The sequence below is a fragment of the Bacteroides intestinalis DSM 17393 genome, from assembly GCF_000172175.1.
Taxonomy (GTDB): Bacteria; Bacteroidota; Bacteroidia; order Bacteroidales; family Bacteroidaceae; genus Bacteroides; species Bacteroides intestinalis.
Genome location: NZ_ABJL02000008.1, coordinates 3,132,417 through 3,158,117, shown reverse-complemented (window position 1 = coordinate 3,158,117; position 25,701 = coordinate 3,132,417). Strand labels below are relative to the sequence as shown.

Sequence of the window (25,701 nt, the reverse complement as noted above, 5' to 3'; positions counted from 1 at the left end):
GCAGTGAAATATTCTTTGTTTACTTGTCAAGTTTGTCCATCATTTGGGTTATTTTCTCTTTCAGTTTATCCAGAAATTGTGTCCTACTCTTCTTCCTGTTCCTGATTTCAAGAAATATCCGGTAGAAATCACCAATCTCAATATCAAAAAGAGCTTCACAGCAGAAAGCAATGTCTTTCAGGTTCGTGTTACCATTATTAAAGCACTTTCCGGCATATAGTGCATAAATGAATTCTACTAATGAAACTTTACTTTCAGTCCATTGTAATAGTTTACTTTCTATGATGGAGGTGAACTTAAGATGCAGTTTTTCCGATAATGCATCAATCTCTGTGGAGAGATAATGGGTGAGTTGCTTATTTGCTAAGATCTCTGCTACGCTGGAATCATGCAAAGTGGAAAAAGAAGTATCTCTGTCCAACGAGTGACAGTGAACATCCGCAAGGATATCATAATGCTTTCTCATGAAATACAGATGATCTGAGTCGGTTTTACCGGATTGATAATAGTTATAGAAATTCTTGTCTGAAGAGACGTTCTTCAGACTTTCGTATTCTTCCTTCAAATATTTATATTGAGCTGACGGTGATTTCCCAATCCGGTTCTTTTCAATCTGATACAGACGGATATAAAATATCAGTAGACCGGATATTTGTGGTTTCCGGACTTTAAAGAAAAGAATTTCCTCCTCGGAATTGATAAACTGATAATCCGCAACGGTTGCTTTTAGTCGGGCGAGTGAAGTCTGTATGAAGCCGACTATTTGCTTTATCTTATCAAGGATATCAATATCTTGTTGCTCAATTCTTTTGATTTCTACTTCTATATCTTGCTTAATGTTCTTTACGAAATTCTCCATTCGCATTCAGCGCATCCATAACTTTCAGGCGGTTGCTGCGAAACCTGCTAAAAGTCTGAATTGCAAATTACAATTGCCTTGCAGAGACAATGTAGTTAATACTAAAAATGATAAAATGAAAAACCTGTCCGAGTAGGATTACTCAAACGAAAGAAATTAGCCTGTGGTTTGTGAGGCTAATATTAAGCAATAACAAATTTAAGAATTGTGCCCAAAATATCTGCTTTAAGAATTCGGAACAAATATAGTTCTTTTTTCGTAAATCCCCTAAATCTATGGTCAAAATGTAGATTTGGAGGGATATTCTAACAGATAGCTTGTTTTGTCTATTTTTTGGGGTGCTTCAGCGGTAATCGTGGAAACAACTTCCTGAACCGTACCAAATGCGTCGTAATATTGCTTCCGGCTATAATAAACGTCACAGCCATGATGATCAATACAATTCCGCAACACAATCTCGGTGTCAGGCTTTCCCCGAAGATCGTTACTCCGAAGAATACAGCCGTGACAGGTTCCAAAGCTCCAAGGATAGCCGTAGGAGTAGAACCTATGTATTGCACGGCTTGCGTCGTACAGAGAAAGGATATAGCTGTAGGGAAGATAGCCAATGCAATCAGATTCCCCCATAAATACCATTTATCGACAACGTGCAGGCTTTGCCCGAAGTCTACACGAACTAAAAAAAGCGACAGGCCGAAAAGCAATACATAAAAAGTAACTTTAAGTGTTGCCACGTCTTTTAATATCGGCCGGTTTACCCCCACAATATAGATAGCGTAGGAGAGGGCTGATGCCATGACTAACCCAACGCCAACCAGACTGAGGGTTGTACCGTCACCTCCTTTATAAAGTAACCCTATACCGCTTAAAGCCAGAAAGATACATAGGACTGTTTGTAATGTGACTTTCTCTTTGAAGGCGACAGCCATAATCAGTGCTACCAAAATCGGATAGACAAACAGTATCGTTGAGGCAATACCGGCTTCCATATAGTTATAGCTTTGAAATAGGGTAAGAGAAGATATGGCGACCAACCATCCCAGTATGACTAATGGCAATATTTCTTTCCGTTTCAGACTAAAACTTCTGCCTCTCGCTTTGAGCATAATCCCCAAGATGGGAATGGCGAACAGATATCTGAAGAAAAGAACGGAATCCGGATTCATACCTTCCCTATATAGCGGAAGGGTAAAGAGGGGATTCATACCATAAGTGGCGGCAGCAACGGCTCCCAATATATATCCTTTGACTTTTGTATTCATAAACACTAAATTATTTCTTAGTTTTGGCTTTCTTTTTTAGGGGGAGCAAAGGTAAATCTTTTCTTTATATATTATTATTACAGATCTCTTAATTTTTGCTTTTTCTTTCCTTGCCTAGCTGTATGTCTGAATTTTAACTGGTTATATTTCAAATGTTTCAAAGAACGAACATAGATTTTAATGGAGCGGAAATGAAGTGCCGTGATCTATCAGAACTATGTATTGAACCCCGAACTGGCATCTTACATATAATTGTTGTAATCTGGTAGAACTCTCCTTTTTCCATAATGAATGATTAGGGAATATTTTGTGATTATATCCGACACCTATGATACCATTCTTATCAATTTCACTCTAACTCTGTTGCGTGAATATTGATGGTCTGTAGCATATCCGAAACATCAGCCGGAGTGATTCCCTGGCATTCTATCCTTAATACCTTTTCCCAATCTTCAAAGTCTACATTCCGTTTATGAATCTGAGGATATTGTGTAAACAGTATCCCAATTCTTGTTATGTCTTACTCCTTGGTGATGGAGGTTCGGAAAATAAAAATACTATCACTTAGTTTAATTTAGTCTACTTAATTTGTCTGAAAGTACCTGGTTACGGAGGTAAAGGTAAATCGAAATATCCTTCAATAAAGAGTTATTAGACAAACTTCATGTTGCTTATGACGAAATGAGTCTTGACTACGACGAACTTAAAACAATAGGGCCCCCTATACTGTGAAAAGCTATAGGGGAGAAATGTATAAGCATATTCATGCCCTATGATTTTTTTATAAGAAGTTGTCCGAAATTGCTATCTTTTCAATCATTCCTTCAACTTCATCGGCCGAATTCATTATATATCCGTCAAACGCCGCTTGCATGGCAGGTTCGCTAAAAACTTCCTTTATCCCTGTCAAAAACTTGCTTTACATTAAAGTAAAAGTTACCTTTGCCGTAGAGAAAACTATAACCGAAACTTCTGATTGTAAAACCATACCTTCTGATTGTATAACCGAAAGTTCTGATTATAAAACCGTAACTTCTGACTAAAGTTTGCAGTATAAGTAAAGCAACTTTTCTCCCAATGTAAAGCAGCTTTTCTTTTAATGGCGAACAACTTTTTTATTAATGTCTGATAAACAAAAGATATGGCATACTATGTAATGGAAGAAATGCCCGACATTCACAAGACGGGCGAGCGCGTTCTCTATCCACGCTTTGCAATGATAGACCAGGTTTCAACAGAACAACTGGCACGCAACCTGTCGGAAAGCAGCGGCTTCAATGTGGGTGATATAATAGGAATTGTGAAGCAACTTGCCATCGAAATGTCGCATCAGATGGCAGAGGGACGCTCCGTTAAACTGGATGACATCGGAACTTTCACTCCGGCTTTGATGCTGCGCACAGGCAAGGAGCGGGAAGAAGCGGGAGAAAAAGCGAAGCATCGCAATGCACAGAGCATCGTGGTAGGCAAAGTCAATTTCCGTGTAGATATGAGTTTGGTGTATCGCATCAACGGTCGCTGCCTGTTGGAGCGGGCGCCTTGGAAAACCCGTCGTTCTTCGCAAAAGTATGCTCCGGAGCAGCGTTTGGCACTGGCGGTAAAGTATCTGGAGTCACATTCTTTTCTTACTGTCAGCGAATATCAGCAATTGACCGGGTTGTTGCGCACCACTGCTACGAATGAACTGAAAGAATGGGCGGCCCTCCCGGATTCCGGCATTGATACTGCCGGACGTGGAGCACACAGGGTTTATGTGAAGAAGGGGTGAAAAGAATACACGAAATTTGTTGTAAATCAAAATATTATTTATCTTTGCACCATGACAAAGACATTTAAATCGGATTTGGTTTAATAAACAATCTGTGTTTTTGATACAGATTGTCCTTTCGTTTACTCTCGGATAACTCCTTTCGAGAGTAGTTTTCTATTATTATAATTCAAGTTTAATCTGCGTACAATGATGAAGGCATTGTTATGCTTTCCGTGTATGCAAAATACATTAAGAAAATGAGTAACGAAAATAAAACAATTCACGATTTCGAACTTCAATTAATCTGTGACTTCTTCTCCAATATGGAACGCCAAGGGCCCGGAAGTCCTGACGTAACACTGAAAGCGCTGAGCTTTATAGATAGCCTTACCGACAAGTCCCTTATCGCCGACATCGGTTGCGGAACAGGAGGACAGACAATGGTATTGGCCGGGCATATTACCGGACAGATTACCGGACTTGACCTTTTTCCCGACTTTATTGATATCTTCAATCACAATGCAAAGCAATCAGGTTTGCAGGACAGAGTGAAAGGCATTGTCGGTTCTATGGATAACCTTCCTTTTCAGAGTGAGGAATTAGACCTGATCTGGTCGGAAGGAGCCATTTATAATATTGGTTTTGAACGGGGATTGAATGAGTGGCGTAGATATTTGAAGCCGGGAGGATATATTGCCGTTTCTGAAAGTTCGTGGTTTACTGACGAGCGTCCTGCGGAAATCAATGACTTCTGGGTGAATGCGTATCCTGAAATAGATACGATTCCCAATCAGATAGCCAAGATACACAAAGCTGGTTATCTTCCCGTCGCTACATTTATTTTGCCGGAGAATTGCTGGACAGAGCATTACTTTGCTGCAAAGATTGAAGCTCAGAAAATCTTCCTTCATAAATATGCGGGAAATAAGATTGCTGAAGAATTCAGTTCGCTTCAGTTTGATGAAGAAGAACTGTACAGCAAGTATAAAGCATTCTACGGTTATACATTTTTCATCGCAAAAAAGATAGAGCTATGATTCATTCGTACACCGTACATGCTACGAGGTTGTTTCAGAAAACGGTCTGTTTCAGTGTGAACTGACGGGGAATATGATGTATGGAAAATCAGACTTTGAACTCCCTTGTACCGGTGATTGGGTACTTTTTCAACCATTCGACGAACATAAAGGGATTATAGTGGATATGCTGCCTCGTGAACGGACGCTATATCGCAAGAAAAACGGAACGGTTTCCGACAAACAGGCCATTGCCTCGTATGTCGACAAGGCATTTATCGTGCAAAGTCTTGATGATAATTTCAATGTTCGCAGAGCCGAGCGTTTCATGGTTCAGATGCAGGAAGAGAATATCAATCCTGTATTGGTATTTAACAAGGCTGATTTAGGGTTTGATAGGCAGAAAGTCGAAGAACAGATCAGGCACATTGCCCGTCAGATACCGGTGTTTTTTACAAGTATCCATCAACCTCAGACGATTCTCCAATTGCAGGAGTCTATATCGGCCGGCGAAACGGTTGTGTTTGTCGGTTCTTCGGGGGTAGGGAAAAGTTCTCTGGTGAATGCGCTTTGTGGGGAATCGGTATTGTTAACGTCTGATATCAGCCTGTCCACGGGAAAAGGAAGACATACTTCCACTCGTCGGGAGATGGTATTGATGGACGGTTCAGGGGTATTAATCGATACTCCGGGTGTCCGGGAATTTGGTTTGGCCATTGATGATACCGATTCTCTTGCAGAGGTGTTGGAGATTTCCGATTATGCTGTATCGTGTCGTTTCAAGGATTGCAAGCACATCAGCGAACCCGGATGTGCCGTTTTAGAAGCGGTAAGTAGTGGTATATTGGACCGTAAGGTTTATGAGAGTTATCAGAAACTTCGACGGGAAGTGTGGCATTTCTCCACTTCCGAACATGAAAAGCGTAAAAGGGATAGATCCTTTTCAAAACTCGTGGAGGAGGTGAAGAAACTTAAATCGGATCGCTAATTTCTATTTAGGCAGTGCAGTATTCTTTTAGTAGAATAGCTGCATTGTTTTATATGTCCAATTATGATTTGAATTATCTGTAAATATCAATCGAGTGTCTGAATACCCCCTCCGTTTACAAACAGCGTTTGTCCGCTAACCCATTGCGAGACGGGTGCGGCAAAATAGAGTACTGCTCCGGTAATGTCACTCACCTCGCCCAGACGTTTTATGGGAGTATGTTCCAGCATCTTTGCTTCTATTTCGGGAGTCAGCACTGTAGATAAGGCATGGGTTCTGGTAGCTCCGGGACCTACGTTGTTGATACGTACTCCCATCGGACCGAAGTCGAATGCAAGATTACCTGCCATGTGGTTCAGGGCTGCTTTGGAAGAGGCATAAGCACTCATATTCGGACTTTTATTAATACTGCCCATCGATGTGATATTGATGATGCTTCCATAACCCGATTCAGCCATGTGAGGTACAACAAGCTGGCATAAACGCCATGCACTGAATAGATTGAGGTTGAATACCCTCTTGAAGTAAGCAATGTCTATCTGGAAGGGATTCTCCCGTCCGCCACCTCCTCCACCGGCATTGTTGACCAGGATATTGACCGTTTCATACTCTGCGACAGCTTTATCAACCAGGTTTACTAAGTCTGCGTCATTAAGCACATTGCAGGCTACAGCAATCGCTTTACCTCCATTCTTAACGATTTCATTTGCAACAGCCTGGGCTTTTTCAAGTACCAGATCACTTACCACTATGGAAGCTCCGAAGTGCGCGAGTGTTTCGCAACTTCCTTTTCCAATGCCATCTCCACCACCGGTCACTATGGCTACTTTTCCGCTTAGATCAAAAAGAGAATCTATATTCATTGTTATGCTTTTATATTATACAAGAACATGAGAGCATGAAAACAGTTCGACTGGGAATATTTGATTTATGAATAATAAACACGGAAATGATTTATTTCCGTTTCTTGGAAAAGCCGCACGCATTACCTTTGGGGCGAGTGGAAATTCTCATACCTTTGCACTTGTTTTTAGAAAAGAAGAATCACGATGATCAATAAATATGAAGAACGTCTGGGAACCGAGCGTATGTTACCACTGGTTTTCAAAATGGCGCTTCCGGCAGTAGCAGCACAATTCGTCAATTTGCTTTATAGCATTGTCGACCGTATCTATATCGGACATATACCGGGTATTGGGACGGATGCATTGGCAGGCGTAGGGGTAACAATTTCTCTCGTGGTATTGATTTCTTCTTTTTCAGCAATTGTAGGTGGAGGTGGTGCGCCACTGGCTGCCATAGCCCTCGGGCAAGGTGACCGCCAGCGTGCCGGAAAGATATTGGGGAATGGTTTTACCTTGCTGATTCTATTTACTTTAATTACTTCCTTCATTGCCTATACCTTCATGGAGCCTATCCTGCTCTTTACAGGCGCTTCGGAACATACATTGGGCTATGCGGTCGATTACCTTTCCATTTATTTGCTGGGAACTGTTTTTGTGGAGATTTCCACCGGGCTGAATTCCTTTATCAATGCGCAGGGGCGTCCTGCCATTGCCATGTGCTCTGTCTTAATCGGAGCTTTATTAAATATCATTCTTGATCCTATATTTATCTTCTGGTTTGATATGGGGGTGAAAGGTGCTGCTTTGGCTACGGTGATTTCTCAGGCTTGCAGTGCCGCATGGGTACTGTCTTTCCTGTTCTCCCGGAAGGCTTCTCTGCCTTTGGAGAGGCGCTATATGAAGTTAAACCGAGGGATTGTTATTGCGATGCTGGGGCTGGGAGTATCTCCGTTCATTATGGCCAGTACAGAGAGTTTGGTGGGCTTTGTGCTGAATAGTAGCTTGAAAGATTTTGGAGATATTTACGTTAGTGCGTTGACGATATTACAGACTTCGATGCAGTTTGCCAGTGTACCGCTGACGGGGTTTGCGCAAGGCTTTATTCCGGTTGTAAGTTACAATTATGGCCATGATGATAAGCAGCGTGTGAAGGACTGTTTCCGTATTGCACTGATCACCATGTTCTCTTTTAATCTGATTCTGATGCTACTTATGATCTTGTTCCCTTCAACGATTGCATCTGCTTTTACAAGTGATGAAAGGTTGATAGGAACGATTCGTTGGACTATGCCTGTCTTTCTAGGTGGTATGACCATATTCGGCTTGCAACGTGCCTGTCAGAATATGTTTGTTGCATTGGGGCAGGCTAAGATATCCATTTTTATCGCTTTGCTCCGCAAGGCCATTCTGTTGATTCCGTTAGCACTGATACTGCCGCATTATATGGGAGTGATCGGAGTATATGCAGCTGAGGCTATATCTGATGCTACGGCTGCAATTTGCTGTACGCTGTTGTTCTTTTGGCAGTTTCCTAAGATATTGGGGAAGATGAAATAAATGATAATATATTATCACTTCAATGTATTGATTTCAAATAGGGATGATTATGCCAAAAACTTATTTTTCCAATGGGTTAACGGATCATGGAAACTTTCGCTGGCTTATGACCTTTTGCTAAGTAACGGTTTTAATGGTTACCATACCACGACTATTAATGGAAAAGGAGAGCTTGCACTTGCTGACGTCATTACGTTGGCAGCTGAAATAGGGCTATCAGAACAATATGCAACTCAGACTATAGAAGAATTGACTGAGAAATGTGCTGCAAGAAAGATGGTAAAATTCAGGTTGAGATAATTACCGGCTTGATGAATATCATTTAGTTTATAACTTGACCGGTTTTAGTCATATGGCAAAGAAAAAAAATCATATAGACTTCTGTCATGAATTGAAAGCAAAGAATTTAAAAGTTACTGTCTTGGGAATATACAAGGATTACAACTCTAAAATTGCTGTAAGATGCGACAAATGTGGTTGTGAATGGTCACCAAGGGCAGGAAGTCTATTGCACGGTCATGGCTGTCCCAAGTGTGCCGGAGTCAAACTGAAATCTCATTCAGAGTTTGTGAAAGACTTAAAATCCCAGAGAGATGACGTTATCATAACTGGTCGGTATGCGAAGGCACTCGAAAAAACTAAATTCAGATTCTTGAAATGTGGACATGAGTGTGATATCACTCCTGCACATGTTCTTAGTGGCAGGGGATGTCCGGAATGTGGACGATCCCAGAAAGGAGCGTCTCAGCGTTTGACAATGGAGATATTTTTGGAACGTCTCCATAAAATCGATCCGAATCTTGTAGCCAGCGAAGGTGCAACGTATATAAACAATCATACACTGATGCCGCTTCAATCACTCATTTGCTCATATTCTGGGCGAATCTAAAGTCATGTCAAGAGAAAAAACGGTGATAGGGGTTGAATTAGACATATATGTGCCTGATTTAGAAGTAGCCGTAGAACCCGGTTAGTGGCACTGGCATAAAAATATAGTAGCGAAAGACTGGGAAAAGCATCTATTGTGCAAAGATAAAGGTATCAAACTCATAACTATATACGACCACTATGATGATGCAACAGTTCCTTTCGATAATTGCTTGGTGACACATTGCGATCTTGTTTCTCGCCGTAATACAGATAAACTGATTGAAATAACAAAAAAGATCCTCTCCGAATTCGGATTAAATTCGGACCTTGGTACAAGTGAGTGAGAAAAAAATGACTTTGTTGAAAGATTAAATTTATTACAGCCCAATATTATCCCTCTGGCAGAATATATCAATATTGATACTTCTATAAGAATAAAATGTAAAGTATGCGGCTATATATGGTCTACCCAACCCTATCATCTTGTAGCGAAACATAATAGAACCGGCTGTCCAAAATGTGCCAATAAAGCACGGAGGACCCATGATGATTTTGTTAAGGAAATCGCAAAGCTATTACCTACAATTAAAATTATAGGAACCTATGTAAGTAGGCATAAACCTATAGTGGTACAATGTAGTGCATGTGGTAAGACTTGGCAGGCATATCCGGGAAATTTATTGCGGAGAAGTGGCTGTAAAAGTTGCAAATTGAAGAATACGATACAACAAAGAAGCAGGAAAATAAGATGTATCACTACAGGAGAGATTTTTAATACATTTAGAGAAGCTGCTGAAAAATATAGTATAAGCTCGGCAATCTGTTTGTGTTGTAAAAATGATCCTAAACATAAGCATGCTGGAGGGCTAGAATGGGAGTATATTATATTTTCTGATACTCTTTGAAGCTGAAGTAATCGTTTTTCATCTGGTGAGGCTTTATTATTGGATATAATGGTTACTCTTTTGCGTTGATTTTAGGTCACGAAAGCGTGTCTTTCTGTGACCTTTTTTAGATCTTGGGTCATGGACGCTATACAAAGAAAAAACTCTTACAATATATTGGTATTGTGGGAGTTTTCTTTTCGTTGTCTGGTTTTGTCCAGCTTTTCAGTGATCCGCCTGGGATTCTCCTAAGAGAGTTACCACGCTGATATTTAAAACTTTATATTTTTAGCTTCAAGCATATCCCATGATTTAACCCACTAATTTGCTACGTGCTTTTGCGGTAGTTTGCTCATGGAGAATACTGGGGTAAAGATAGTTATACTTCTCGATTTTACAATATTTCTTTTACTCATTTAACTTCTTCGAGACCATGCTTCTGTATAAAGCTCCTCAATATCTTGAATATTTAACTTATGAATATTTATAAACTCTTGGATCTTAATATCCTCAATCTCATTTATGTTATAAGATTTAAACTCTTTAATAAAAGATCTTATTGCGTTTTTGAAAATTTTCATTTTTCCTTTTCGCATTATATCTACTTTATGTGTAAAGTCTGGAAAATCCAGTGTAAGCTGCCCCCTAAAACCAAGCGATTCTACCCCCTTAAAACATTCAACAATGCCCCCTTAAAAAGTCTTGACCGATGGGGTTATTATTATTTTAGTTTATTTCCCTCTGTATGCAGCCATTTTACGGACACTTTCTCCTGTCAGCTCAATCCGGTGCGCCGTATGTATAATACGATCCATAATGGCATCTGCTACTGTAGGGTCTCCGATTGCATCATACCAATTGTCCGTTGGCAGTTGCGAGGTGATGATGATGGACTTGCGCCCATGTCGGTCCTCTATTATATCGAGCAGGATGGGGCGTTCCTTGGCATCAAGGTTCACAAGGAAGAGGTCATCCAATATGAGCAGCGTGCTCCGTTCGATTCTCTTGAGTTCCGATTCCAGTGTGCCTTTTACTTTTGCCACCTTAAGCGTACCCATAAGTTTCGGAGCATTCGCATAATATGTCCGTATGCCCTTCTTGCAGGCTTCATACCCCATTGCTGTGGCAAGGAAGCTCTTCCCGGTACCGGATGACCCTGTGATGAAGAGGTTCTGTCCCTTGCGGATGAACTCCAGCGATGCAAGCCGCTCCATCTGATTGCGGTCAAGGCCACGCGGGATTGCATAGTCTATCTGCTCGAGGCAGGCCTTGTAGCGGAACGCCGCCCCGCGTATAAGGCGTTGGATGGCTGCATTGGCACGGTAGTCCCATTCCCTGGCAAGTAACATGTGCAGGAAAGAGTCGATTGTCATTGTTTCTGCCATAGTGGAGGTCAGGCTTTCAGTGAAGGCGGCGGCCATGCCGTGCAGCTTCATACGGTTCATCAGTTCGATTGTCAACGTGTTGCGGTCTTTTTCGACAGCTATCGGTGCGGTAAGATTATTTGTTTCCATTGTTGTCTCTATTTAAATGTTTTAATTGTGCGAAGTAGGCTGCTCCGCGGATGTTTTTGTGGATAGATGTTACGGGGACCTCATCGTCGATGTCGTCTTTTGACAGGAAGTCTGCATCATCCCCGCGTTCAAGGATCCGCCTTATCTCCTGATATCCGTATAGGCGCAGTTGCGTGGCGCATGCGCTTGCCGCCACCAACCGTTCCAGCCCGAAGGTCTTCTCCAACGCCATGATGCCTCTGCATGAACGGAACGCCGCGGGAGGATACTTCTTGAGTTCCGCCACCTTGCGCAGATACAGCCGCAGGACGTTATCTGTCTGGCCGGCCCGTTCGTAAATCTGTTCCAGATCCTTTTCATAACTTCCATGACGTCCGGGCAGTCCGTGGGCATCCTTGGTCGTATAGGAGTATGGCGTGTCATCGCGCTGGTGTGTGGTCACCAGACGCAGGCCATGATATATTTCCAGCGTGTCCGCATCATAGACAATCTCGACACGTTTGCCTATATACTCTTTCGGTACGCTGTAATGGTGAAGCCTGAAGGTGACATAGCCGTTACGCATTACTGTTGCGGAGCGTCGCTCTTTCATCTGATGGCGTATGGCGGGAAGCGGGCGGAGGCAGTCGGACTCAATCTGCTCGAACTGTTCCCGTCTGGACTGGGGACGCCCGCTCATCCTGCGTCCGTTGAAGGCCGAGAGCGATTCGGATATGGCCGCATTCAGAGACTCCAGCGAGTGGAATACAAGACCCTCGATGTCAGCGTAGACGGATCGGTAAAGCAGCTTCACGGCATTCTCCACCAAGGCCTTGTCCTTTGGATGACGTACCCGTGTGGGGTATACGGTACATCCGTAGTGTTCGGCAAATGCCGCAAACTCCTCGTTGATTACCGGCTCGTTACGGTCGCTGCGGGTTACCGCCGATTTGAGGTTGTCTGGTACGATCGCCATCGGAACCCCGCCGTAAAAATGAAGCGCGTTCTCACACGCCTTAATCAAGTCCTGCCTTGACTGGGACCAGACCGCCTCACAATAGGTATAGTGGCTGCACGGAAGTATGGCCACGAACACTTCAACGCTGCGACATTCACCGCTTTCACTGTCAACGACTTCCAGTTTGTCACCGGCGAAGTCGATATACATCTGGTCTCCGGCATAATGCTCGACATGGCCTACGACATGTGTCACCATACGGTAACGCATGAGATAGTTGCCGAAACTGGCATGTCTGTATCCGTCAGGATGGGTCTCGCGGTACTCTTCGTACAGGGTTTTCACTGTTACGCCTCGGCGGCTAAGCCGGGCAGCATACTCAGGAAGGAGTGCCTCAAGCTCAAGCTGGCGTTGTGACGGTTCCCTGTTACGGCCAACACCTTCAGAGAACATTTCCTGGATGCGAGCGGAAGGCATGGCGGCCAACTCCTTTATCGGTATACCACACTCTTGAAACAGGCGCACATATCTGCGCACCGTGTTGCGGGAAAGCTCAAAGCTCCTGCTTATCTGCTTTATCCCCATCCCCAATGCGTAACATTGGAGGATGTTTGCTATCTTTGTTGTCATAGTAGAAATGATTTTATCCCACCGGTCAAGACGGGAATCAAATCTACGAAAAATCCCCTGCCGGGCATTGCTAAGCAGGGGTATTTTTATATTGGAATCAAGGGGGTAGGATTATTTTAGCACAAGGGGGCAGAATCGCTTGGTTTTAGGGGGCAGCTTACACTGGATTTTCCAATGCACGTCTATCTGGGCGAAAAGCCGAAAGAGGAAAAGGACAAGCGCAAAGAGGATGAGCTTGTAGCGGTGGCCAAAGAGGTATTCAGCCGGAGGCGCTTTGTTACTTATGTGGAGCTTGCGGAAGAAATCCAGTCGATACTGGAAGTGAAGGAACGTACGGCGAAAAGCTACATCAGGTTCATGCGTGAGAAAGAAATCATTCTGAAATCATCCGATAACCAGAGCTATTATGTTATCGGGAACTTTTAAGGAGGAAAGCGTATGTTAGTAGATAAAACGGAATTTGAAGCATGGATGGAACGTATCATGGGTGAGCTGTACCGCATCTCACGGAAGCTGGACAAGGCGGAAACGAGGGAAAAGCACCTGAACTACCTGAACGGAGAGCGTCTGTACGACAATCAGGAAGTATGCCTGTTGTTGCGCATCAGCAAACGCACGCTGCAACGATACCGGAATAACGGGGTGTTGAAGTTCTATTCGATATATCACAAGACATATTACAAGGAGTCGGACTTGCACGAGTTCATCCGCAACAACTTCGACGAGAACGAGATAAAACGGCAGGCACGTGAGGACAAACTGTCCGAGAGCTATCCGCTGCCGAAAGAATAAGTCCATGTTTTTGCTTTGTACCGGTGAAACTACTGCCGTGAGGCAGGAAATCCCAAACTGCGTATTGGTGTTTGTCATGGCAATGACTTCATACAGTTGTGAAACAGGATGAAGTTTCTTTTCTTGTTCGAATGGTGATACTTCAAAGGACAGCGGTCCGGAGGGGTATCATTTTTTATGTATGCACTTAAAAATATTCCAGTTTTGTGGCGTAAAAACTGGGCGTTTTTTTACCTTTGCAAAAACTGTCATTTATGAAATTAGGAATATTACACTTTACAGATTCTCACATAAAAAGTGCCACTGATTGGATTTTGAGTGAGTTTTCATCTCTTGTTGCTTCCGTCAAAACGATATATGAAGAATGTGATCGCATATATATAGTGTTTACAGGTGATGTTGTTTACTCTGGTAGTGAAGAAGAATATATTTTGGCTTCAAAGTTTTTGAATTCAATAAGAAGTTTACTTAAAACATTGTATAAAGATAAGGTCTATGAACAAATAATTTTTACTCCCGGAAATCATGATTGCAATTTCAATATGGATAGACAGGCGAGAAAAAATGCTATAAAAAATATGAATTATGATTATATTGGTGATGATAATAGTGTTATAGAACAATGTCTTATCGTGCAAGAACCTTTTTGGAATTTTGAAAGCTCGATTAATGGACAAGAAACCAAACCATGTATTTACAAGGAATATATAGATGATATACAAAAAGAGGTTGTTATTTTTCATTCTTTTAATACAGCTTGGATGTCTTCTATTAATGAAAATGTTGGTAGTCTTTTCTATCCTATAAAAAATATAGAAGAGACTATTAATACAAAAGCAACGATAAATATATCAGTTTTTCATCATCATTCATCTTGGTTAAATCCTAATACAGAAGAAAATAATAAGCATGAATTTTCCGAACTGATCAATAGCTTTTCTGATGTAGTTATTTATGGACATGAACATGAAAGGCAAGGAATGATTCATACGGACTTAAACACACATAAGGAGTGCTATATTTTTGCAGGAGAGGCATTACAAATGAATCAAGCAAAAAAAGTTCATTCAGGTTTTCAAGTGTTCATCATAAACACAGAAAATAGGATTGGATTTAATTATCCATTTCATTGGAATGGAACTATCTACTCACAACAGGAGGAACAAAAGTTTTCATTAAAAGAAATAGGACATAACAATCTTGATTTTCATTCAAATCAGGCCTTCTTGTCTTCTTTGAATGATATGAAACTGCCTTTATTTTTCAATGATGATAAAAAAATCAAATTGAAAGATATATTTATATATCCTGACATTGAGAAAACCAATGATTTAAAGAAAGAATTATATGAGAATTATGTTGACAGTTCTATTTTTATAGGGAGTTCAAATTACAAAGTAGTATTGCTTGAAGGAGAAAATCAATCTGGTAAATCCAGCTTGATTAATATGATGTATCTTGACTCTATTTTACATCAAAAATTCCCATTGTTGATTAATGGGAAATGCTTTAAGAAGATGGAAATAGATAAACCTTTAGAAAAAGCCTTTATAGAACAATATGAAAATAAATCATTTGAAGAATATAGTCAATATTCTAACGAATGTAAGATATTGTTTATAGATAATCTTAATTCGGCAGAGTTGAATAATAAATCAATCTTAGAATTATTAAAAAAGCTCGAGAATCGTTTTTCGAGAATTATCATTACAACTTCTTCTATATATAATATTATTTCTGTTTTAGAATCTACCACTAAAGATGTTTTTTGTGGTAAGATACTACCCCTTGGTCACAAGAAAAGAAATAAATTAATAGAAAATTATCATCGTTTAAATGAGGAAAATCCATATAGTATTACAGAACAGATTTTTTTAGAAAAAACAAAAGATTCATATGAACAAGTTCAAACTTTTTTGGGAGATAAATTAATACCTTCCTATCCTATATTTGTATTATCCATTCTTCAATCAATGAATTTAGTAAAACCTAACAATTATGAACAAACTTCATATGGATATTGCTATCAGTCTTTAATACATTTCGCTTTAGCGGCAAAGGCTAAAATCAAAAATGAAGATATTGATACTTATATAAATTATTTGTCAGAATTAGCATTTTCTTTGTTTGATAAAAAGAAAAAATCGTTGTCTGATATTGAATTTCAAGAGTTTCATAAAAATTATTCAGCTAATTATATAGCACCTTCTTTTACCGAAGTGAGGGATAAACTATTAGGATCCGGTCTTCTTGTCTATGATGAAGATGAATGGTTTCATTTTGGCTATAATTATATTTTCTATTTTCTTGTTGCCCAAAAGATTGCAACAATATTAACAGAAGAAAAAGGAAGGAAAATAATACAATATTTATGTAAAAATATACAGGTTGATAAATATGCTAATATTCTGATTTTTGTTGCACATCATTCAAAAGATTCATTTTTAATAGATGAAACAATATTAGCATCAATGATTCCATTTGATGATATTGAGCCTATAACCCTTGAAAGGAATGGTTCATTTAATGAATTAATAAAAGATATTATTCAGGAATTTAAAGATGATATTATCCGATCTAATACAGATCCCATACAGGAACGTGAGAAAAGCTTAGAAAGTAGGGATAAGTTAGAATTGCAGATGAAAGATAATACTTACGAAGAAGATTATCAAAATATGCCTTCTGAAATTATATCTTTCTATCAAGCTGTTAGATCATTGGAAATTGTAGGACAAATTATTAAAAATAGGAAAGGTTCTATTTCAAAACAAAAGTTACATGAAATGATAAAGGAGTTGTATCTAACTGCTTTTAGAACTATAGGTTTTTTGGGGAAAATAGTCAAAAGCACTAAAGAAGAATTGACTATTTCTATTCAGAGTAAAGTTGAAAAGGCTGATTCTAAATCAGAAATTGCTGAAAGAATAAATTTATTCTTTCAATTAATGTCTTTTAATTTTTGCTTGGGTATTTTCTCAAAGGTGATCAATTCAGTAGGGAATAGAGATCTTAAACCTATTTTTGATGATGTAGCAAATGAATTGAATACTCCTGCTGCGAAACTAATATCATTTTCAATAAAGACGTGCTATGGGAAATTATCAATACCCGAGTTAAGATTATTATATAAAGAGTTTGAGAATAATCCTGTGGCATTAAGAATACTAAAAGCACGTGTTAAATCATATTTGTACAATAATTATGTAAAATATGATGAAAGACAAAGAATAGCAAGTACTTTAAAAATGTCATTAATACAACCTCGTGGTAATAATCTTATTAGCAGGACATAACTATTGAAGAAAGACGGTAATGATAAAGGAAATTCGACAAAGAATTGAAAATTTTGAGTCTGATTATGTTTTTACATATCAAGATTTAAATTTGTCTCCAGAACGGAGTGAAAGAGTTATCAAAATCTTAAATCGCTTAGTAGCTGAAGGTATTATTGCCAAAATCTCAAAAGGACGCTTCTATAAACCTAAAAAAAGTGTTTTTGGAATGCTAAAGCCTAAGTTAGAAGAAGTTGTAAAAGACTTTCTTGAGAAGGATGGAGAAGTTATTGGTTATATGACTGGATACTTAGCTTTTAATCGATTAGGATTGACTACACAAGTGCCGAATATCATCCAAATTGGCACAAATGTACGTAAAAACAAAACGGTAAGAGGAATGTTCACGATTAGTTTCGTGATTCAGTCTAATCCCATAACAAAGGAAAATATACCTTTATTGCAGCTATTGGATGCCATTAAGTTTATAAAAGAGATACCGGATACAACTACCAGCCAATCATGTAAGTGTATAATGACTATTATTCAGAATTTGAATAAAAAAGATAGGGATGAGCTACTTATACTTGCAAAAAAATATCCTCCAATGGTGCGTGCTTTACTTGGAGCGATGGTTGAGAACATATACGGTACAAACAAAGCATTGCCATTATGGAATACACTAAATCCTCTTACTTTATACAATGTAAAGATAGATAAGCAAGTATTACCCGAAGTGAGAAAATGGAGAATTCAGTAATTATAATTGGAAAGAATAATATATAGCGACCTTATGAATAAAGAACAATTTACATTCTATATAGATGAAAGCTGTCATTTAGAACATGATCATTTTCCTGTCATGTGTATTGGTTATATAAAGGTGCCAAAGGAGCAGACTGAAGAAATGAAACAATGCATAAAAGCGATTAAGCGAGGGCATAATATTTTACATGAGATAAAATGGAATACAATCAGTAACACCCATATTGATATGTATAAAGAACTTATAGATTACTTTTTTGACTCAAACATGGAGTTCAGATGTATTCTTGTTAAGTACAAAGACCGTTTAGACAATTTGTCTTTCAACAACGGCGAGCATGATAATTTTTACTATAAAATGATTTATTACTTGCTTGTCAATCCATACACTAATCCTTCTGCAATGAATAATTACCGTGTATTTTTGGATATAAAAGATACGAAAGGACGTGCAAAACTTAATAAAATCCAAGAGGTCTTCTCTAATAAGTTTCATGGTAAATCGCCTTTTCTTTCTTTTCAGCATATACGTTCCCATGAATCACAATTTATACAGTTAGCAGATTTTTTCATAGGTGCAGTAACTTATAAAGCGAGAGGTCTTCACTTGAAGAAAGATGGCAGCTTGGCAAAAAAAGAACTGATCAACTATATTGAAATGAAATCTGGTTATGTTTTGGATGAAGGTACAGAACCGGGAGAAATCAAATTTAATATTTTTGATCACCAACCTCGTAAGCGCAATGACAGTAGCAGATGAATTAGGAGCTTTAAAACCGTATTTTGCAGACGGGGTTGCAGAAACGGAACAAGAAAAAATGGATGAACTTCATGCCATTTTTCATCGGGATTTTTTTGAGAATACCGTAATTATTGATGGTACTCCTTTAAAAGTGAAACCGTATTTGTATAAAAATAGCAAAAAAGACAATCTTCCTGTTGATTTTGAGCAATACTATGAGAAGTTTGTTCACGTAATTACTCGTACTATTAAAGGTGGAAAGTATAAAACTTCCAGAAAAATAAGAGAATTTCGTGAAGAAAGAGCTAATAGGGTACATTGGATAAGACCTATTTTAGAGAATAAAGAAGATAAGCGTATTACTTATTTTCGGTATATTGAAGATGACGGAACTCTCCGTGACTATTATTGGTATAGAGGTAAACAATATATTGTTATAGTTGAATACATACAACCGGATTACGCATTAATTACAGGATTTTGTGTTGATTGCGATAATCAACCTTATTACCAAAACAAATATATAAACAGGGAAAAATAAGGGCATAAAAAAACCGCATTTACGGTAATGCGGGCAACCAAGTCCTTCGTTCTTCGAGCGATGACACTGCAAATATAGATACTTCTTTTGTTTTAAACAAGGATTTGAGTATATATAAGGAATAATATATGTTTTTTTAACTTCAGGGAAATCGACATTTTACCGCCGTAAATTTTACGGCGGTAAAATGTCGGTTGTCTGTATAGTATAAAACCCCACTCCGCTGTTTCATGGGAAGCCGGCGGAGTGGGGTTGTTTTTATGGCTTCGGTTACAGGAGCTATAACTTCAGCTTGGGTTTGGGCTTTTCGGGCCGGTCAGGATCGGGATCGTCCTTGTTGCCGGACTTGGGGACGCCTCCGATGACGAGCTTGCCGCCGGGCGCTCCCATTGCCTCTTTGATGCTGATGCTTTTGGGCATTCCGCTTAGTTTGGGCGGAGTGCGCTGCCTGTCGGCGAGGAAGTCGGGCATCCGGTGGACATAAGGCTCGGCAGGGGGCGTGTCCTGTGTGGGGACACTGCCCGGTGAGGAACTGCCGGGCGGAGCATCGGCGACGGGTATGCCGGCGGCGGGGGCGTTATCCTGTCCGTCGGGCGTTACCGGTTGGGAGGGCACGACTTCGATTACTCCGTCGGTGCTTTTTTCCTGCGCATCCACTGATTTGAGGGAGAGCAGGATCTTGCGGTCGAGAGCGGCAAGGTCGGCCTTGAGCTGCTTCAGCTCGTCCTCCTTTTTCCAGACTTCCCCGACGACCTGTTCCAGGACGGGGAGTTCCTTCTCAATGGCTTCGTTGTCCCTCGTGTATTTCTCTATCAGGCGGGGGATGCTGTCGAAGGCGTTGATGAAGTTCTGGCAGGCGGTTTTCGGATCGACCGCCAAGCGGCCGTTGTTATAGTTGTAGAGGAAGTTGCCTTCACCTCGCACGAAGAAACGGTTCTCGCAGAAGTCCAGACCGTCCTTGACGGTGGTGTCGGTCTTGACAACGATGTCGAAGCCATAGAGCGAGCCGATGACTTTCGGCTGGCCGTGCGTGCGTTCCCTGTCCTCTATCTCGTGGAGCTTGGCGGCAATCACTTTCGGATCATCGCCTGCCACGCCGTCAATCTTCAAGGGGTTGAGCCTGTTGCCCTCCTTGTCGTACTGCATACGGCTCTCGATGGCGGCCTTGTCCTTCCTGACACGGGCGATGATGTCATCGTTGCTTGCCCGGTTCGCCAGGAAAGTTTCCAGTTTGATGCGTGATTCCCCCTTGCCACGCTGGAAGGCCTTGCGCTCCCCTTCCATGCCGGCAATCCGCTTCTCCAACCGTGCCTTGTCGAGCAGGTCGGTATTTCCGGAAAGCACCGCTACGTACTCTGAGAAAGGTATGCCTCCCTTCTCGTCCATGCCTCCCTCGTCGATGGTACGGCAACCCATGTTGTTCTGCTTGAGCTGGGTGATGAAAAGCTGCTTGTTGTAAAGCAGGTTGAACTTGTAGCTGTCAAGCGACTTCTCCACGGCGTAGATTATCACGTCCACCTTGTTGTCCGCATAGAGTTTGGCCACCTCGTTGCCCTTTCGGATGCCCCGGCCGTCCCGCTGCTGCAAGTCCGAAGGCCGCCACGGTGCGTCGAGATGATGGATGGCTACACACCGCTTCTGGGCGTTGACTCCCGTGCCCAGCATTTCAGTAGAGCCGAAGAGAACACGTATCTTTCCCTCGTTCATCGCCTCGATCATCGCCTTGCGCTTCTTCTCGGTCTTGGCTTCCTGAATGAAACGTATCTGGTCTTCGGGGATGCCGTGATCCTCCACCAGCTTGCGCTTGATCTCGCTGTACGGATTCCACTGGTCGGGCTTGTAGGTTCCCAAGTCCGAGAAAACGAACTGAGTGCCTTTATGCCCGGCGTATTTATTGTAATACTTCGCAATCATATCGGCGCAATGGGTGGCCTTGTTGTCCTTGTCGTCGCCGTAGGAGAGCGGATCGATGAGCCGCATGTCGAGCGACATCTTCCGGGCGTAGTCGGTGGCGATGAGCATCTTCGCCTTCTCTTCCCTCTCGTTCAGTGGCGGGCGGCCCAGTACGGTGGCATTGCCGGTCTTGGCGAACTCGATGAGCTTCTGTATGAACTCCCTCTGGTCGGGCGTCGGGGGTATGTTGTGCAGTATCTCGTTCTTCTCCGGACGGTCGATGCCGATGTCGGCTGCGGTACGGAAGTCGGTGATCTCGGAATAGAACGAAGCGAGTTCCGGAACCTTGATGAAGTAGCGGAAACGCTCTTTCTGCACCACCTCGTTGGTGACGGAGAACTCGTAATCGACGGACTTCCGGGCAAACACCGCCGCCCATGCGTCAAAGGAGTTGATCCCCTGACGCTCCAATTCCCGGGGGCGCAGGTACTTGAAGAGCAGGTACAGCTCGGTCAGCGAGTTGGAAATGGTGGTTCCCGACAGGAAGGTGGCTCCCAGATCCTTGCCGGTGCGCTGCTGGATGGTGCGCAGGGCGAAGAGCATGTTGAGCGCACGCTGGCTGCCCTCGCTGTTGCCCAGACCTGCCACACGGTCGTGCCGGGTGGTGAACATCAGGTTCTTGAACCGGTGGCTCTCATCGACAAAGAGGTGGTCGATGCCCATGCGCTTGAAGTCCGCCACATCGTCCTTGCGGGTTTCGATCTCGTGGAGCAGCTCTTTCAGCCTGACCTCAAGGTTCATCTTGCGTTTCTCCATGCCCTTGATCTGTGCGTTGCTCACTTCCGCACCCTGCTGGTAGAGGACTTCGAGGTTCTCTTCCACACTGTCCAGTTCCTGTTGCAGGATGTCACGCTGGATTTCGGGGGACTGCGGTATCATGCCGAACTGCTCGTGCGAGAGGATGATGGCGTCCCAGTCGTTGTTCTTCATCCGGTGGAAAATCTCGACACGGCGCTCCGGCGTGAAGTCCTCCTTGCCGGGATAGAGGACTTTGGCGTTCGGGTAGGCGGTGGCGAAGGTCTGTGCGATCTCGTGGATGTTCGCCTTCAGGCCGGTGATAAGGGGCTTGTTCGCCAGTCCCAGACGCTTCATCTCGTAGGCGGCACAGCACATGATGAGCGTCTTGCCGCCACCCACCTCGTGATCGGCGATCCCCCCTCCGTTCTGCTTGAGCATCCAGATGCAGTCCTTCTGGCTGGGATACAGGTCGGGAATGCCCAGCCCCTTGAGGTCAAGACCGGGAAAGCTCTGGTGCGATCCGTCGTACTTGGGACGGACGAAGCAGTTGAACTTGCGGTTGTACATGTCCGCCATTTTCCGCTTGAACTCCGGCGACTGTTCCATGAGCCAGTCGGAGAAGCCGTTACGGATCTCGTCAATCTTGCTGTTGGCAAGCAGGGTAACCTCCGGATCACGTATCTTCATTTCCTTGCCCGTCTTGTCCAATACGGTCTTGGTGATGTTGGGCGTGGTGTTGTGGATGGCATGGCGCATAAGGGCGATGCCGTTGAAGATGCGGCTTTCCGAACGCACCGAATATTGGTTCATGATGCGTGGGGAGGTCATGTCGGCCCTGATGCTGTATTCGTCACTGCTGGCGGTATAACGGACGGACACGTCCGTGTCGAACAGCCATGAGGCGTAGCGGCTGTACACTCCCGCCGGTATCCAACGCTCGCCGAAATTGAAATCCAGATCCTCGAAAGGTATGGGCGCGGGAAGCGACTGCCGCAGGGCTTCGAGGGAAATACGTGCCTCGCCGTTGTCGGGATGCGACTGCAAATATTCCTCGATGTGTTCGGCCTTGGCCATGACGTTGCCGGAAATGAAACGGTCGGCAATCTCGTAGTTCTTCGAGAGGGGATTGTAAAATATCCGTCCACGCAGTTCCTCCAACAAGTCAGATTGCGATTTGTCGGTCAGGGACTCCATGTACGCCATGTCCACGTTGCCGTACTTGTTGAGCGAGGCGGTGAGCGCCTCGTGCACGTCATCGGTATGGGTGATCTCGTTGATGTTGTACGAAACGGGATGGTCGAAGATGTCGGCCTTGACCGCCCGGCCGTCGATGTAACGTTCCAGCGACAATATCTCACGGTTGCCCGCATCCATGCGGAACAGGTCGATGTTCTTCCTGTCGTTCAGATTGCCGAACTGACGGATGAAGTCATCGTAAAGAGTGTTGAGCATGGTGCGCAACGCCGGATTTGCGGCATGGGCGGCCGCCTCGTTCTCGTACAGGTGATGGTAGGTGTCACGTATCTCGATGTAGAGCGACGCACGGCGTCGCTGGCGTTCGGGCAGATCCAACGGGTTGAATACCGGTGCAGCCCCGCCAATGGCGGAGAGGTAGCCTATCTGCCCGTCATCGTCCACAAGGGAGCCGTTGCGGTGGTGTCCCTGCAGGCCGGCCGGATAAGGACGGGGCTTCATGCGTTCCTGCCGTGCGGCCTCTTCCTCCTGCCGGCGGCGTTCCTGTTCCTGCCGTTCCCGCTCCTGCCGCTCTTTCTCTTGGGGAGTCGGTTCGGCCGGGGCGGGATGTTGCTCCAACGGTGGCATATCGAAAAGGGACAACTGCCCGGAGTCCTTCTTCGTGCTCCTTGTTTTCCTTTTCCTGACCTGTGAACGCTCCTCTTGTGTGAAGCCGAAAAGGTCGTACAGGGACATGACCGGCTCCGGCGTGGTCTTTGCGGCGGTTGGCCGGGCATCCGTTGAGGGCTGCTCCGGCGTGGAAGTCCGACGCTCCACCTGTATCGTCTGTCGATCCGTAGAAGTGGAATGTCCGTTCATGTTACCGGACCGGTTGATTTCCCGCACCTGTGCGATGCGTTGCTGCATGGTTTCCGCCGGACGGCTCACCAGATTGCGGAACTCCTGCACGGGTGAATGGCGGAGATACAAGTCCAGATCGAGCTGTTCCGAGAGGTTGCGGTCAAGGAAATACTTCATGTCGGCGGCGATGGCTTCCATACCCCCGTCATGCAGGTAGATGCGTGCCGGCTTGCCGTAGGGATCGGTACCGACATGGCCACGTGTATGCACGATGGCGGCGGTATGCTCGAAATACTCGTTCTGCGTCGTCCCGTCGGTCTGCGTGCCGACTTCCACGAAAGACCGTTCGAGTGACGTATATTCCCTTTGGGAAAGCGTGTCCTTCTGCAAGATGATCAGGTCGCTGCCCACCTCCGTACCGGCATAGTCGGTAAAGAGGTTGTTGGGCAGGCGGACAGCCGATAACAGCCGGGATCGGTTCATCAGGTATTGCCTTACTGGATAGGCCATAGCGGAGTTCATCACCCCCTGTGAGGTGATGAAGGCGAGGACTCCTCCCTCACGGACGGCATCCAGCCCTTTGGCGAAGAAATAGTTGTGCAGGCTGTTCAGCGCAAAACGCCTGGCCGTGCCGTTGTCGAAGGAGGGATCGAAAACACGTATGTCACCGAAGGGGATGTTGCTGCTCACCACGTCGAAATAGCCGTTACGGTGCGGGGGCAACTCCTCGAAGCCCTTGATATTGACCTGCGCTTCGGGATGGAGCCGGGCAAGGATGCGGCCGGTAAGCAAATCCTTTTCATAGGCAACAATTTCGGGAGTGTTGCCGGATGCGGAGTGGCATTGCGATCGGAAGGCCGAGACAAAATTGCCGGTTCCCGATGAAGGATCGAGAAAACGGCCGGGCGACACTCCGTGTTCGCCCAAAGAAGAGGCAATGGCATTGACAATCGCCGGCGGCGTGTAGAAAGCGGTAAAGGTGGATGCCTTCACGCTTTCCACCAGCCTCCTGTACTCACGCTCGTCAGCTGCTCCGTCACGCAGGACGTTGTGAAGTTCCGTAATCAGGGGGAACAGTTCACGGTCGGCCTGTGTCCAGCGGAGTATGTCGGTGAGTTTCCCGAAAGGGGAAAGAACCGCCTTGATACCTCCGAACCCGGAGTAGGCGGCGAGTATGCCCGCTTCCTCCGGTGTGGCGGTGCGCTGTTCCTTCTCCAAACGGAACATCAGCCGGATTGCCTCTATATTGTCCCTGAGATGCGCCTTTTTATTATAAGCCATTCTCTTCCAACCAGATTACAACCGTACCTGTCAGCTCGTCATAGAGCTGCCCGAACTCCGGGCTGAACATGAAATCATCCGAGAGCGTATAGCCGGCGAAGACCTTCCGGCATTCGGGAAGCAGCTGCAAGGCCACGCTGCGTGCGCTGCCTTCGGGGACTTCGGCGGCGAACTCGTTCCAGAGGACGGTAACCAGCGTGTCCAGAGGAGAGAAATGCAACCCCTGAAAAAGCAGGGCGTTCGCCTGTTGTGCCGCATCGTCGTAGGTCAGGCCGGAACGGACGGCTGCGCTGAAGGCTTCGGCGGCCTGCTCGCTGCGGGTGGCGACAAAAGACTCGTCATCCGCCAAATCCGGATGCGACTCACGCAGGAAGGACAACAGGGTAAGACGGTAGTAAGATAATTCATCCGGTTCTTCCGCTACGGATACCGGCACATTGGATTTATTCTGATTCATATAATTATCGG

The 25,701-nt window shown here is 43.9% G+C and carries 17 protein-coding genes and 2 pseudogenes; 12 read left to right on the top strand and 7 right to left on the bottom strand.

The features are described from left to right. Nucleotides 1–19: 19 nt before the first annotated feature. Nucleotides 20–859: an RteC domain-containing protein gene (locus BACINT_RS22090; protein WP_021967517.1), complete on the bottom strand. Its 840-nt coding sequence runs from the start codon at nt 857–859 to the stop codon at nt 20–22. A 326-nt stretch (nt 860–1,185) separates the two neighbouring features. Beyond that, complete coding sequence (locus tag BACINT_RS22085) at nt 1,186–2,121, bottom strand: DMT family transporter (protein WP_007667415.1); 936 nt, start codon at nt 2,119–2,121, stop codon at nt 1,186–1,188. A gap of 1,141 nt (nt 2,122–3,262) precedes the next feature. On the opposite strand from BACINT_RS22085, the gene BACINT_RS22080 reads away from it, so the two are divergent. The 3 genes and pseudogenes from BACINT_RS22080 to rsgA form a co-directional block, all read left to right on the top strand. Next, complete coding sequence (locus BACINT_RS22080) at nt 3,263–3,889, top strand: HU family DNA-binding protein (RefSeq protein WP_007667409.1); 627 nt, start codon at nt 3,263–3,265, stop codon at nt 3,887–3,889. 206 nt (nt 3,890–4,095) lie between these two features. After that, the gene (locus tag BACINT_RS22075) at nt 4,096–4,908 is read left to right on the top strand and encodes a class I SAM-dependent methyltransferase (RefSeq protein ID WP_007667408.1); all 813 of its coding nucleotides are present in this window, start codon (nt 4,096–4,098) and stop codon (nt 4,906–4,908) included. Between the two features lies 1 nt (nt 4,909). Next, nucleotides 4,910–5,875, top strand: a pseudogene (gene rsgA / locus BACINT_RS22070) (ribosome small subunit-dependent GTPase A); the annotation flags it as partial. 86 nt (nt 5,876–5,961) lie between these two features. Here the strand turns inward: rsgA and BACINT_RS22065 are convergent. Beyond that, on the bottom strand, nt 5,962–6,738 hold the full coding sequence (locus BACINT_RS22065; protein WP_007667406.1) for a glucose 1-dehydrogenase: 777 nt from the start codon (nt 6,736–6,738) through the stop codon (nt 5,962–5,964). 186 nt (nt 6,739–6,924) lie between these two features. Between BACINT_RS22065 and BACINT_RS22060 the strand changes: the two genes are divergently transcribed. From BACINT_RS22060 to BACINT_RS24890, 3 genes are read left to right on the top strand one after another with little or no spacing between them, the layout of a single operon-like run. Continuing rightward, on the top strand, nt 6,925–8,277 hold the full coding sequence (locus BACINT_RS22060) for an MATE family efflux transporter (RefSeq protein WP_007667405.1): 1,353 nt from the start codon (nt 6,925–6,927) through the stop codon (nt 8,275–8,277). After that, nucleotides 8,278–8,577 (top strand): HipA domain-containing protein, encoded by a 300-nt coding sequence (locus BACINT_RS22055; RefSeq protein ID WP_007667404.1) that lies wholly within the window; start codon nt 8,278–8,280, stop codon nt 8,575–8,577. A 52-nt stretch (nt 8,578–8,629) separates the two neighbouring features. After that, nucleotides 8,630–9,166 (top strand): zinc-ribbon domain-containing protein, encoded by a 537-nt coding sequence (locus BACINT_RS24890; protein ID WP_007667403.1) that lies wholly within the window; start codon nt 8,630–8,632, stop codon nt 9,164–9,166. 1,596 nt (nt 9,167–10,762) lie between these two features. Here BACINT_RS24890 and istB read toward each other — a convergent pair. Both istB and istA read right to left on the bottom strand, forming a co-directional pair. Further along, complete coding sequence (gene istB, locus BACINT_RS22045; RefSeq protein WP_005824105.1) at nt 10,763–11,545, bottom strand: IS21-like element helper ATPase IstB; 783 nt, start codon at nt 11,543–11,545, stop codon at nt 10,763–10,765. Beyond that, complete coding sequence (gene istA / locus BACINT_RS22040; RefSeq protein ID WP_007663077.1) at nt 11,532–13,112, bottom strand: IS21 family transposase; 1,581 nt, start codon at nt 13,110–13,112, stop codon at nt 11,532–11,534. Before istA ends, istB begins: the two co-directional genes overlap by 14 nt. 174 nt (nt 13,113–13,286) lie before the next feature. Here istA and BACINT_RS22035 point away from each other — a divergent pair. From BACINT_RS22035 to BACINT_RS22010, 6 genes and pseudogenes are all read left to right on the top strand, one after another. Continuing rightward, nucleotides 13,287–13,538: pseudogene (locus BACINT_RS22035) on the top strand (bifunctional DNA primase/helicase); the annotation flags it as partial. 12 nt (nt 13,539–13,550) lie between these two features. Then, complete coding sequence (locus BACINT_RS22030; RefSeq protein ID WP_005643639.1) at nt 13,551–13,904, top strand: helix-turn-helix domain-containing protein; 354 nt, start codon at nt 13,551–13,553, stop codon at nt 13,902–13,904. 254 nt (nt 13,905–14,158) lie between these two features. Next, on the top strand, nt 14,159–17,200 hold the full coding sequence (locus BACINT_RS22025) for an STAND family AAA ATPase (RefSeq protein ID WP_007485359.1): 3,042 nt from the start codon (nt 14,159–14,161) through the stop codon (nt 17,198–17,200). 19 nt (nt 17,201–17,219) lie between these two features. Beyond that, nucleotides 17,220–17,939: a DUF6088 family protein gene (locus BACINT_RS22020; RefSeq protein WP_007485360.1), complete on the top strand. Its 720-nt coding sequence runs from the start codon at nt 17,220–17,222 to the stop codon at nt 17,937–17,939. Between the two features lie 33 nt (nt 17,940–17,972). After that, on the top strand, nt 17,973–18,704 hold the full coding sequence (locus BACINT_RS22015; RefSeq protein WP_007485361.1) for a DUF3800 domain-containing protein: 732 nt from the start codon (nt 17,973–17,975) through the stop codon (nt 18,702–18,704). After that, the gene (locus BACINT_RS22010; RefSeq protein ID WP_007485363.1) at nt 18,688–19,227 is read left to right on the top strand and encodes a hypothetical protein; all 540 of its coding nucleotides are present in this window, start codon (nt 18,688–18,690) and stop codon (nt 19,225–19,227) included. Before BACINT_RS22015 ends, BACINT_RS22010 begins: the two co-directional genes overlap by 17 nt. A 279-nt stretch (nt 19,228–19,506) precedes the next feature. On the opposite strand, the gene BACINT_RS22005 is transcribed toward BACINT_RS22010, so the two are convergent. Both BACINT_RS22005 and BACINT_RS22000 read right to left on the bottom strand, forming a co-directional pair. Beyond that, on the bottom strand, nt 19,507–25,233 hold the full coding sequence (locus BACINT_RS22005; protein ID WP_007485365.1) for an N-6 DNA methylase: 5,727 nt from the start codon (nt 25,231–25,233) through the stop codon (nt 19,507–19,509). Continuing rightward, nucleotides 25,223–25,690, bottom strand: a complete 468-nt coding sequence (locus BACINT_RS22000; RefSeq protein ID WP_007485366.1) for a DUF1896 domain-containing protein — start codon at nt 25,688–25,690, stop codon at nt 25,223–25,225. The genes BACINT_RS22005 and BACINT_RS22000 overlap by 11 nt, the downstream gene beginning before the upstream one ends. Nucleotides 25,691–25,701: the final 11 nt, after the last annotated feature.